At 56.1% G+C, this 12,696-nt stretch carries 9 protein-coding genes; all 9 read right to left on the bottom strand.

Annotated features, from left to right (window positions below):
- Nucleotides 1-8 precede the first annotated feature (8 nt).
- A complete protein-coding gene (locus AB4N74_RS10350) occupies nucleotides 9-1,112 on the bottom strand; it encodes an ABC transporter ATP-binding protein (RefSeq protein ID WP_460099900.1) in 1,104 nt (367 codons plus the stop codon).
- A 165-nt stretch (nucleotides 1,113-1,277) separates the two neighbouring features.
- Nucleotides 1,278-2,108 (bottom strand): carbohydrate ABC transporter permease, encoded by an 831-nt coding sequence (locus tag AB4N74_RS10345; RefSeq protein WP_034154211.1) that lies wholly within the window; start codon nucleotides 2,106-2,108, stop codon nucleotides 1,278-1,280.
- 8 nt (nucleotides 2,109-2,116) lie between these two features.
- The gene (locus AB4N74_RS10340) at nucleotides 2,117-3,043 is read right to left on the bottom strand and encodes a carbohydrate ABC transporter permease (RefSeq protein ID WP_460099897.1); all 927 of its coding nucleotides are present in this window, start codon (nucleotides 3,041-3,043) and stop codon (nucleotides 2,117-2,119) included.
- A 154-nt stretch (nucleotides 3,044-3,197) separates the two neighbouring features.
- Nucleotides 3,198-4,508 carry an ABC transporter substrate-binding protein gene (locus AB4N74_RS10335; RefSeq protein ID WP_460099894.1) on the bottom strand — a complete coding sequence of 437 codons (1,311 nt, stop codon included), beginning with the start codon at nucleotides 4,506-4,508 and terminating at the stop codon, nucleotides 3,198-3,200.
- Between the two features lie 344 nt (nucleotides 4,509-4,852).
- Nucleotides 4,853-5,758 (bottom strand): AraC family transcriptional regulator, encoded by a 906-nt coding sequence (locus AB4N74_RS10330; protein WP_095050859.1) that lies wholly within the window; start codon nucleotides 5,756-5,758, stop codon nucleotides 4,853-4,855.
- Nucleotides 5,759-5,826: 68 nt separating this feature from the next.
- Nucleotides 5,827-6,711, bottom strand: coding sequence for a PI-PLC domain-containing protein (locus AB4N74_RS10325; RefSeq protein WP_257355221.1), 885 nt, complete (start codon nucleotides 6,709-6,711; stop codon nucleotides 5,827-5,829).
- Nucleotides 6,712-6,812: 101 nt separating this feature from the next.
- A complete protein-coding gene (locus AB4N74_RS10320; RefSeq protein WP_460101113.1) occupies nucleotides 6,813-8,138 on the bottom strand; it encodes a glycosyltransferase in 1,326 nt (441 codons plus the stop codon).
- A 128-nt stretch (nucleotides 8,139-8,266) separates the two neighbouring features.
- A complete protein-coding gene (locus AB4N74_RS10315; RefSeq protein ID WP_460099890.1) occupies nucleotides 8,267-12,091 on the bottom strand; it encodes a hypothetical protein in 3,825 nt (1,274 codons plus the stop codon).
- 168 nt (nucleotides 12,092-12,259) lie between these two features.
- Entirely contained in the window at nucleotides 12,260-12,619 is a 360-nt protein-coding gene (locus AB4N74_RS10310) for a response regulator (RefSeq protein WP_320336708.1), read from the bottom strand.
- Between the last annotated feature and the right edge of the window lie 77 nt (nucleotides 12,620-12,696).

The following is a 12,696-nucleotide window of genomic DNA, read 5'->3' as shown; positions in this document are numbered from 1 at the left end:
TCTCGAAATCAGGCCGCAGCGCGCAGCGGACGGGTCAACGCGACACCTTGGGCATCGAATAAATGGCAGTGCGCAGCATCTAGGTGCAGGCTCAGTTGTTCGCCGTAACGGCTGGCCAGATCCCCGCGCACGCGCATGGTCAGGGCTTCGCCGGCGTTGGTGGTGACGTGGCAGAAAGTGTCGCTGCCCAGGCGTTCGCTGACGTCGGCGGTGACTTGCAGCGAGCAGTCGCCCGGTTGCGCCAGTTCCAGATGTTCCGGGCGAATGCCCAACGTCACCGCGCTGCCGACACTGAGGTTGGCAGCATTGAACGGCAGGGTGATGCGCGTACCGGCGTCCAGCGAGACTTCGCAGCTCTGGCCATCGACGCGGGAGATTTTACCTTTGAGGAAACCCATTTTCGGCGTGCCGAGGAACCCGGCGACAAAGAGGTTCGCCGGGTTGTGATACAGGTCCAGTGGCGAGCCGACCTGTTCGATCTTGCCGCCATTGAGTACCACAACCTTGTCGGCCATGGTCATCGCTTCGACCTGATCGTGGGTCACGTAGATCATCGTCGCTTGCAGGTCTTTGTGCAGGCGCAGCAGTTCCAGACGCATCTGCACACGTAGCGCGGCGTCGAGGTTGGACAGCGGTTCGTCAAAGAGGAAGATTTTCGGATTACGCACGATGGCGCGACCGATCGCAACGCGTTGACGCTGACCACCGGAGAGCTGTTTCGGCTTGCGTTCAAGCATCGGCCCGAGTTCGAGAATCCGCGCCGCTTCGCCGACTTTCTTCTCGACTTCGGCTTTCGGCACGCCGGCCAGATCGAGGGCGAACGACATGTTCTTTTTCACGGTCATGTGCGGGTACAGCGCGTAGGTCTGGAACACCATCGCCAGATCGCGCTTGGCCGGGCTGACTTCGGTGATGTCGCGGCCATCGAGTTCGATGGTGCCGTCGCTGACTTCTTCGAGGCCGGCGATCAGCCGCAGCAAGGTGGATTTGCCGCAGCCCGACGGGCCGACGAAGACCACGAATTCCTTGTCGTTCACTTCAAGGTCGATGCCTTTGATGATGGAGAAGCCTTCGAAGCCTTTTTGCAGATTCTTGATTTTCAGGTTGGCCATGATGATGGGCCTCCGCAATTTATTATTCAGATGAACCGGATCGGCTTTTCTGTGGGAGCGAGCTTGCTCGCGAAGGGGGCGTGTCAGTCACCATCAGTGTTTGATGACACTCCGCTTTCGCGAGCAAGCTCGCTCCCACAGGGGATAGGGTTGGGTTCGGGATGTTCATTTCACGGCGCCGAACGAGAGGCCGCGCACCAGTTGTTTCTGGCTGATCCAGCCGAAGATCAGGATCGGCGCACACGCCAGGGTCGACACCGCCGACAACTTGGCCCAGAACAAGCCTTCAGGACTCGAGTAAGAAGCGATCAAAGCAGTCAACGGCGCGGCCTTCGACGAGGTCAGGTTCAGCGACCAGAACGCCTCGTTCCAGCACAGAATCAGCGACAGCAGCACGGTCGAAGCGAGGCCACCCTTGGCGATCGGCAGCAGCACGCGAACCATTTCCTGCCACAGCGTGGCGCCGTCGAGACGGGCGGCTTCGAGGATGTCTTTGGGGATGTCCTTGAAGTAGGTGTAAACCATCCAGACCACAATCGGCAGGTTGATCAGCGTATAGATCACGATCAGCGCAATGCGCGTGTCGAGCAGGCCGAAACTCTTCGCCAGCAGATAGATCGGCATGAGCACGCCCACCGGCGGCAGCATCTTGGTCGAGAGCATCCACAGCAGCGTGCCTTTGGTGCGCTGGGTTTCGTAGAACGCCATCGAGTATGCGGCCGGCACCGCGATCAGCAGACAAAGGGCCGTGGCACTGAAGGAAATCACCACTGAATTCCAGGCGAAACTGAAGTAATCGCTGCGCTCATTGATGTGCAGGTAGTTCTCCAGCGTCGGCGTGAAGATGAACTGCGGCGGTGTGGCGAACGCGTCGATTTCGGTTTTGAAACTGGTCATCACCATCCAGAAGATCGGGAAGAAAATCACGATCGCGATGGCCCAGGCCAGGGTGCCGAGCAGCAGGCTTTGCAGCCGGCGGGATTGTTGAAGAGTCATGGCAGGCCTCAGGCTTTGTCAGTCAGGTTTTTGCCGATCATCCGCACCAGAATGATCGCGGCGATGTTGGCGATGACCACGGCAATCAAACCACCCGCCGAGGCCATGCCGACGTCGAACTGCACCAGCGCCTGGTTGTAGATCAGGTAGGCGAGGTTGGTCGAGGCGTAGCCGGGGCCGCCGTTGGTGGTGGTGAAAATCTCGGCGAACACCGACAGCAGGAAGATCGTTTCGATCATCACCACCACGGCAATCGGCCGCGCCAGATGCGGCAGGGTCAGGTGCCAGAAGATCGCGATCGGCCCGGCGCCGTCGAGGCGCGCAGCTTCTTTCTGTTCCTGGTCCAGCGACTGCATCGCGGTCATCAGGATCAGGATCGCGAACGGCAGCCATTGCCACGAAACAATGATGATGATCGACAGCAGCGGGTAGTGCGCGAGCCAGTCCACCGGCTCGGCGCCGAAGAGTTTCCAGATGTAGGCGAGGATCCCCGAGACCGGATGGAAAATCAGGTTCTTCCAGATCAGCGCACCGACCGTGGGCATGATGAAGAACGGCGAAATCAGCATGACCCGGACGATGCCGCGCCCGAGGAATTCACTGGCCTCCAGCAATGCACTGATCAGCACGCCGAAGACCACGCTGATCAACAGCACGCTACCGACCAGCAACAGCGTGTTGGTAGCGCCGGGCATGAAGCCCGAGTCGGTCAGAAAGTAGCTGAAATTCTCCAGCCCGACGAACTGGTTTTCACCGGGGTAGAGCAGGTTGTAGCGGATCATCGAGAAGTAGATGGTCATGCCCAGCGGCACGATCATCCACAGCAGCAACAGGGCCACCGAAGGGCTGACCAGAAACCAGCCGGGATTGCGTACGCGGGCTTTGCGCGCAGGCTGCGACAGGTCGATGTGGGCTTTGGCAGTTGAAGTATTCATGGTGATCACAACCGAGTCATACAGACCTATGAAGATCTAATGTAGGAGTGAGCCTGCTCGCGATGGCGGTGTGTCAGTCACCGTCTGTTTCAGATTGAAAACCGCCATCGCGAGCAGGCTCACTCCTACAAAAGGCAGGAGCGAGCTGTTGCGGTTACTTGGGATAACCGGCGCGCTTCATCTCGCGTTCAGTGGTTTGCTGCGCAGCAGCCAAGGCTTGATCCACTGTGGTCTGACCGATCAGCGCCGCCGAGAACAGCTTGCCGACCTGCGTACCCACTGCCTGGAACTCAGGAATGGTCACCAGTTGAATGCCGATGTACGGCACCGGTTTCAGCGTTGGCTTGCTCGGATCAGCCGCTTTCAGCGATTCCAGCGTGACCTTGGCAAACGGCGCGGCGCTCATGTAGGCATCGCTGTAGGTCGAGGCGCGGGTGCCTGGCGGTACGTTGGTGATGCCGTCAGTTTTGGCCACCAACTCGCCGTACTCTTTGGAGGTTGCCCAGGCGCTGAACTCTTTCGCGGCGTCTTTGGCTTTGGAACTGGTCGGAATCGCCAGCGCCCACGAGTACAGCCAGGCCGAGCCTTTGTCAGTCACTTGATGCGGGGCGAAGGTGAAGCCGACATGATCGGCTACCTTGCTCTGGGTCTTGTCGGTGACGAACGAGCCGGCGACGCTGGCATCGACCCAGATCGCGCATTTGCCGCTGTTGAACAGTGCGAGGTTTTCGTTGAAACCGTTGCTGGAAGCGCCCGGCGGGCCGGATTTCTTCATGGTGTCGACGTAGAAATTCAGCGCGTTTTTCCATTCCGGCCCGGTAAATTCAGGCTGCCATTTCTCATCGAACCAGCGCGCGCCATAGGCGTTGGCGACGGTGGTGATCAGCGCCATGTTCTCGCCCCAGCCGGCCTTGCCGCGAAGGCAGATGCCGTACTGTTCCTTGTCCTTGTTCGTGAGCTTTTCGGCGAAACCGGCAATCTCTTCCCAGGTCGGACGCTCGGGCATGGTCAGGCCGGCATCCTTGAACAGGTCGGTGCGGTAATAGGTGATCGAGCTTTCCGCGTAGAACGGCAGGGCGTACAGCGAACCCTTGACCGACAGGCCTTCACGCACCGACGGGAACACATCGTCGAGGGCGTAACTGGCCGGCAGATCCTTCATCGGTTCGAGCCAGCCTTTGGCGCCCCACAATGCCGCTTCGTACATGCCAATGGTCAACACGTCGAACTGGCCACCCTGGGTGGCGATGTCGGTGGTCAGGCGTTGACGCAGGACGTTTTCTTCCAGCACCACCCAGTTGAGCTTGATGTCCGGATGCTCGGTCTCGAAGGTTTTCGAGAGCCTTTGCATGCGGATCATGTCGCTGTTGTTGACGGTGGCGATGGTCAGGGTCTGGGCGCCAAGGCTGACGCTGCTGAGGGTCATGCAGGTGAGGGCAAGCAGAGCTTTTGCAGTCGGTTGCATCGTGCACTCCTTTTCTGCACCCGGAGGGTTACAGAAGGACAGTTATTGTTTTTGTGTCTTCCTGTGCAGGAAGAATGTGCGCTGATTACAGCCTTCAATCGCAGGACTGACAAATCATCCCTAGCACTTTTATCGATACTTTTTTGCACTGGGCATTTGTGGGGCGAACGCAGGGCAGGGCTTTTCAGCGAGGGGGCGCTATCGAATGCGTACAGGTTTCAGGACGCCACATAGCATCTGTAGGAGTGAGCCTGCTCGCGATGGCGTCGTGTCAGCTTGCAATTTTGTTAGCTGATACACCGCTATCGCGAGCAGGCTCACTCCTACAGGGGAAAGTTGTTTTGTCAGTGATGGTTTTGTTCAGTCAGACGCTGCACGGCGAGCCGTCGGTAATGCGACGGCGTCATGCCCTTGAGCTGCTGAAAGCGCCGATTGAAATTGGAAATGTTGTTGAATCCGGACTCGAAACACACGTCTGTCACCGGTTTGTCGCCATCAGCCAGCAATTCGCAAGACTTGCTGATACGCAGCCGATTGACGAACTCGATGAAATTGCGCCCGGTGGCCTGTTTGAATACGCGACTGAAATAGGTCGGCGTCATGCCCAGATGCTCGGCGACTTCTTCCAGCGAAATGTCGCGGGCGTAGTGGCTGAAGATGTAATCGACCGCGCGGTTAGTGCGGTCGATATTGTGTTCATCGGCCAGTTGCGGCGTGGTCGCACCGGACAGCAATTGGAAATCATCGCTCGCCGCGAGCAACTCCATCAGGATGAAGAAGTGCCCGAGGCGGGTGATGCCCTTACTGTCGGCAATGCGCTGCATCAGCGTCATGGCCTGGCGGATCGTGCGCTTGCAGCGAAATTCGATGCCGTACTGCGCGCGCTCCAGCAGGGGCGCCAGGGTTTTCAGTTCGGCAAACACCTGGTGGCCACTCTCGAATAACTCGTCGGTGAAGTTCACCAGCATGTCACGCTTCTCCACGACCTCGTCTTCGGCCACCTGACTGATCCAGTTATGCGGCAGGTTGGGGCCGGTGAGAAACAGGGTTTCGGGGTAAAAGTTGCCGATGTAGTCGCCGATGAACACCTTGCCTGAGCTGGCCACGATCAAGTGCAGTTCGTATTCCTTGTGGAAATGCCAGCGCACCAGTGGGCAAGGAAAACCGTGCTGGCGGTAGATGATGGACAACCCGTTATGGTCATCCATCAACTCGTACGAGGGGTCGGTCACGCGGGCGGTTCGGGTCATGGCCTGAGTACTTTTTCATGATCGCCAGGCGATCATGCCTCGTTTGCCGTGTGGTGCGCCAGCCTCGTTCAAGCCGGCTGTTGGTGGAGGGGCATTCTGGACTTCTCGATGGCTTTCTCCACATTGGCCTGTTGGCAAAAAAACACCACTTTCGAGTTTTTAATGAAGTCGAAGTTAATGATATTGCACTTTTTTGCCCAGTCTGACTTTGCGGGATCAAACCAGTTGTCCAGATTATTGAGAATGCGCAAAGGGCCGCTGGCGATATAACAAGTTGCGCTCAGAGACCAAGGACGCAAGTGGCTGATGGAAGTGCCCATGACTTCTTTTATATAGCCGTGCAACTGATGGGTGGTCACCAGGGTCTGGTTGATCCATTTATGATTGATTTGTGCCTGGAACCGGTTGTCTCGGGTTTCCCATGTCATCGGCGCGGCAACCAGGACCCGCTGTAGTCGGCTGACTTGTTTAAGTTGGCCCAGTGTCAGGTGGCGGTTTTCGGCAGGAATCATGTGTTGGCCAAAATGCTCGAGCATCAACTGTTTGAATTCAGCGTGGTTGAATTGCGCGTTGCCATTAGCCAATTCGTGGAAGTCAAGAATGATGAACTCATCGAAGCTGCGCTCAAGAAATGCCTTGACGTCGCGGATCAGATCGCCGAGATGGCGCGAAGATGTAAAGCCGTTGTGCTGGAAGCGAAATCTCTCAAGCCCCTGTGCCTGAGCGTCGTACAGCAGGCGCACATCAAGTGCCCGGGAGCCGCGATTGAGTTGCGCATAAAAGGGGATGTCCTGGCATGCCAGCCAGAGGCTCCCGGGGAGCAGAGCGTAGGAGGCTTCCAGGTCGCAGCCTGCATTGTGTGTGCCCGGTAAGGTCAACTCATTGAGAGACAAGTTATCAATCTGTGGTGTGTTGACCATCCATTGATGGGGTTGGAAATCATGAAAGTTCATGGTGTATATCCTGCGTGGATAGTGATTTAAAGTTATATGAGTGCGCGCAGGATCGTTATAGAGTCAAGTTTGTATTTGGCCAATCGCTGTTTGAATGCAAGTTATGTAGAGGCTCGGTTTAAATCTTGGTTTGCTGTGGTGTTGCGGTTTTTTGCTTCAATCCATTGCGCCATATATTGAGTGCTTTTGTGCGCGTGATGGCGCAGCATGCTGCCGGTGAAGTTGTTGTTTCTGAGTGTTTGCAAGTGCTGTTGGCAGTGACGAAGTTTCTCAATAAGTGCCGGTCCGTGTATTGCTTGTTGGTAGCGCTCGGTGAGTAGCTGGGTTCCCGCCAGACAAGCTTCTTGCCAACGCGCCTCGTCCTTGTAAAGCGCCACGGCAGTGTTGGCGAGCTCGATTGCGCTGTTTGAAATGGAACCGGGCCAAGTGTGATCACCCTGCATTGCCTCAGCACCAACCGGCGTCGTGACGCTGGGTGTACCGCACAGCATGGCGTCGACCAGTTTGCCCTTGATCCCGGCACCAAAGCGTAAAGGCGCCAGGCACACCCGCGCAGCAGACATCACCTGCAACGCATCTTCGGCCCAGTTCATGATGTGGAAGCCTTCATTGGCGTTATGCAGCGCCGTGGCTTTGGGCGGCGTGTAGGCGCCGTAGATGTGCAATTGGGCCTGGGGCAACTGTTGGCGAATCAGCGGCCAGATGGTGCTCTTCATCCACAGCACAGCATCCCAGTTGGGCGCATGGCGGAAGTTGCCGATGCTCAAGAAGTTCGCCCGATCTGCAAATGCTGCCGGCTCGACTGTCGGCGGGTCGATCATCAGCGGGCACCAGTGCAGCAATTGCCGAGGCAAGCCGAACTGCTCGATCAGCAGTTCGATTTCCACTTCGGAGATCATCAGGTTCAGATCGCAACGATACAACGCGGCAATTTCGCGTCTGGCCAGATCGGTCTCGGCCATCAGCTCGAACTCGTCGCGCAGGGCCGGGGCAAATACATCACTGAAATCATTCTGGTCCGGATTGACCTTGAGGCGAGTCTTGAGCCGTTGGTGGCGCGCATGCCGCAGACTTTGCAGATCGGAAGTTTCCAGCACGCGCAGTGCCTGAGGGCATTGTTTTTCAACCCGCCAGCCGAACTGTTCTTCCATCATGAACTGGTCAAACAACACAATGTCCGGCGCCAGTTCACTGATGAAGTGGTCAAAGCTGCTGTTGTTGAGTTCGATGGCCACTTCGCGGATGCCGAGTGCAGCAAGATCTGCTTTGTGCTCACCGGGGCCGGCCGGGCTGCTGAAGGTAATGTCCCAGCCTTGTTGCAGGAAGGTTTCGAGGATCTGCATGACGTGCCCGCTCGCCGCTGAAGAGCGCGGTTCTGGCCAGACGTATCCGATGACCAGGACTTTGGTGGCGGCGGGTTGAATCATGGACAACATTCCTTCACGGCGAACGAGGGGTAAAAAACGGGCGCAATTAAACCACAGGGGTAGGGTATGCGCCCGATTGTCAAAGATATCCCTCAATACCGCCGCCGGGCATCCTGCGTAAATCGACTTCAGAGAGGCGGGTGTACCAGATTCAGCAGGAGTGGCCCCTTCAGGAATTTCCCCGCGTCGGCACCGTCTATGGCATGCCGGAGGGTGGCAAGGTTAGACACAAAGGTGTCCGGATGCGTCCGGTACTGGTCGATCAGCGAGACCGCCACTGAGTAGGATTCGGCATTGATCAATGCCGGGTGGTCTTGCACGAGTTTCGGCCAGTTGTCGAGTGTCGCCTCAAACTCTTCGAAGTCTTTAAGGTTCGCAAAAGCGTGGTGAGGGTTGGCCAGATTCTTCGGATGCGCCTTGCGAGCATTTCGAGCGAACTCCATCAAGCCTGCCGCATCGTATTCTGCCGGGGTAATACCGGCCAGGACTTCTCCGTAGTAGAAATCAAGGGTGCCTGGCGCGCCATGCGACATTTCGTGGACCAGAACATCACCAATCCGGGCATCGTCGTACCTGGCCACTTGGTACCACTCATCCAGGTTGTCAGGATAGATCGCAAGGAATTTCGTCGCGCTGTCATCCAGCTGTGTACCCGCTTCAATACTTGCTTGCCAGTGTTTATAGGTTGTGGTTTTTAACGCTGCGAGTGTATCGGTGCCACGTTGGCGGAAAGACATATGGTGCTGCCCCAGCGCTCCGAGATCCTTGCGCATGGCCCGCAGACTCTTGCTCACGTAGTTGATGGCTTCGTCCGAATCCGTGCCGAAAACGTATTTGACAATGGAGCGTACGTCGTCATTTTCGATCTCCGACAGTAGCTGGAGTGTGTTGTCCAGTTTGCTCTGGGCAAGCGGCGTGGCTTTTTTCAAGTAGGCCTTTGTGTAACTCCAGGGCGTTGCTCGTTTGAATAATCTGAGGAATGAAAATTTTTCTCGCGGCCTGATGTTTTTCAGGGCCGGGCCCCAAGCGTGGCCACGTAAGTTCAGTGCGAACCATTCATCATTGTGGCGTGTCGCCCAGACCTGAAAGATGTCCTGAGATGCTTGTACAGGCCGCCACTCGGCGAGGCGGATAATGTCTGGATCAATCGTCGCGGCCAGGTGCAGTTGGGGGGTGGCGCCCGACCATTTGCGCGCATCGGAAAGCACATTTTCCAGTTGAGCGAAACCGCTGTTGAGCCCCTTGCGCAACAGTTTTCCGCCCTTGAACAGCAGATCTGGCACGCCGTCCAGCGGGTTGAACACATTATTGACCAATCCCAAGCCCACTTTGGCCAGTGCACTGGCTTTGGTGGCAACGGTCATGGTTTTGGCAACGAGGCTGACAACCTGAGCAACAGCACCGACGACCAGCAAAATCGTCATCGCCGCTTCCAGCGCACATGCCCCGGCCCCTTGCACTTGTCGCTCCACGTCGTCCGAGCTCAAGTCTTCGATACAGGATTTGAAGGGCACCACGAAATTAAGAAAGGTATCCAGATCCGCTTCCCGTTTTGCGCGCAAAGCCTCCAGGCGAGTCTGCCCCCAACATTCTCTGACCAACTCATCAAAGGTCGCGATCGGTCGGTGCTTGAGTACGAAATTCGTCAGCGGGTCAAATTCGCTCGAGTAGAAACTCTGGTAATAACCTTTGATTTCTTCGGCGGACGCAGACGCCGGCAACTCACCGATCTTATCGATCACGCCCGAACTGACTTCAATGAGGCCGGGCGGTACGCCATGGGTATAACACTCGATATTCGTCGGCAATGAATGCACTGCCGCAGGAAGCGAGTAGCCTTTCTCGTCGCTGCGCACGCTGGTAGTCAGCAGGTGTTCTTTTTCAATCAGCGCGGCCAGCCGTGGATTTTCGCGACAGGTTCCGTGCAGCGTGAACAGTTCGTAACACGTCATCCGGCCCTCGAACTCGGAACAGAGGACTACACCATAGCGTCCCTTTGCCGCTTCTATTTCTTTATGGCTTTCCGTCGGTTTGCCTGAGGTGGTACCCAGGATTGTGTAAAGGGTCGACGACAGGGGATTGGTTGGCAGATTGTTGAGCGTCTGGAGTTTCGCGACGGAGGGCCTGAGACTGAAAACCGTTACCTTGCCTTTCAGCAAACGCGTTCTGTGCGCAATGGGCATTGCGCAAAACGCTTGCTTCAAGTGCGTGCCCATTGCCTGCATATGCTTGAGGTAATCGCGATTGAACTGTCGGTGAAACTCGCCGTCAGGCGCAATCAGATTGGGCAGCATGCGAGGAAACGCGGTGTAAATGCTTTCACCTTTCTTCAGGTCCCAGTCCCCGCTCGCCAGGTCATTGGACATGTGCAATTCCACAGGCGATATCGAAAGCCGGTCGCCATAGGCGTCTTCCAGCACGTGGTTTTTCTTCTGAAACATGACGTCATGTTCCAGATAGCTGCAGCCTTTGGCGACCTGCTTGAGGATGTCCAGTGAAACACTTCTGCGGGTAGGCAAAGGGCGGACCAGTGTGTCGGCCGTCTCGGCAAGTGTGTCGGCAAACCGGGCGTAAGCAGCGGACGCTTTTGCCAGGGCGCCGGGGATCGATTTCGCTACGTCCTCCGGGGTGATGATGTTGTTGAGTAACCCCCAATCAATCACCGCATCTCCTGCTGCCAGTGCGTCGAGCGTCTTGCGGAATCCGGAAACCTCACCCAGCCTCGACAGTTCGAGCAACCGGGTATAGGTCATCGAGCGCGTCGATCCGGGCGCGATGGTTTCCTGCACTGCCACGATTCGGCAAAATTCGACCCATTGCGGGGTCCCCAGCGCCAGGGTCGCCGGCAAATCTTTCACCAGAAATTCAGGCGCCGCCTCAGCGAGCAACAAGTGAGCGGCCAACGCTGCATTTTTTTCGCTGATTCGGTGATGCTGGGTGAGGTGTTTTTCGAATGCCGTCTTAACATCGGCGAATGATTTCTCGATATGCTCGACGGCGTATAAATCGAAACCCGCGACATGATTACGTGGCTCTGGCTCACCGACCCGGGGATGAAGGTCGAGCAGCAGGGAAGTCAGCATTAGCTGCTTGAGTGATTCATCTGATTGCGGCTGATTTTCTTGTGCGCCATACCAGCCCAGATCCCGGATATAGGCGCTGGCCCATCGCAGCGCAATGGGACTGGAAACGAGTCGCTGAAGAATAGCTTCGGCTTCCGAGCGCTTGAAAGATGTCGTTTGCCCGCCAAAGATGCTGTGCGAAAGATTCTCCAGTAGCGACTGACCCTTTAAGTAACTGCTAATGAGTCTTCGGAACTGGTTACGTTGATCTGCAGAAAGAGTTACCGAATTGTCGGCTACAGACTTGATCATTTCCCAATAGTTACCGAACAACGCTGTCACTGTAGGCGGCTGCGTCAAGAATGTTGTCAGCCTGGAACATTCGGCGGCGGTCCGGGGAATCAGAAAGTCATGAAATCTGAGCCAACCTTCGAGTTCGATTTGTTCCGCCAGGGAAATGCTTCCACCCGTCAATCTGGCCATTTCAACAAGCGTTAGAAGATCATCTTTGAGGTTGGGGGCAAGTTTGAATGCGCCGGCAAATTCCAGTGTATTGCCCGAGTATTGTGCGAATATTTCACCGTTGCCGGTCACTGCAAACTGAGAGTGATCAGGAAATCTCAAAGTGCTGGTGAGTTTTTTGAAGGCCTCTTGCTCGCACAGGTTCTGCAACATTTTTCTGCCAGGTTGCAAAGCACTATCAAGCGTTGAGCCGGATTCCAGTATGATGGTTGCGCCAGCCAGAGAGATGGCTTGCGAAGGGCTGGTTGATTTTTCGCGCTGTTGTAATTTGTATATAACTTCCAGGCGTTCGGCATGATCAAGTTGTGTAGGGCGGACTGGATTCGACAAGCCGTTGTGAGTTGTCCAGTTTATATTTGTAATGTTCATGAGGCATCCATTTGTCTAGTGTGCTGGACATCCTCATTTGTTATTTGTTGCCCATCAAGCGCTGCTGTGTAAGTGCGTTATTCAGTGTTTAATTAAGTTGGGTTTTTTGTGGGGCGTGTAGTGCTGCCCCTTCGTCATTGTCTGAAGGGGCGTAATGCAAAAGTTGTGTTACTGAATAATTTTTTTTACTTTGTCGCGTAACTGATCAATCGAAAATGGTTTGCCGATGACGTGCATGTCGGCTGGTACGACGATGTTTTCGGCATAACCACTGGCAAACAGAATCGGCAGGGCGGGGCGCAGTTTCCGTGCTTCGTCTGCCAGTTCGCGGCCATCCATGCCAGGCAAACCGACATCGGTCATCATCAGGTCAACCTCTTTGGTGGCGTCCTGGAGAACCTCCAGAGCCTGTTCGCTCCCATCTGCTTCGAGCACCTTGAACTCCAGCTCCTCCAGCACATCGACGATCAGCATGCGCACGATGTCGTCGTCTTCTACGACAAGGATGGTGGGGGCGGGGGTAGACATATTAAGGCTCTCGAAAGTCAGTTCAGGGTCGCCGGTCGATCAAAAGTGCCGGGCTCTTTCATCAGTAAGTGGCGCAG

The organism is Pseudomonas sp. H3_C08, assembly GCF_054669455.1.
This window is presented reverse-complemented; position numbering and strand designations above follow the sequence as displayed.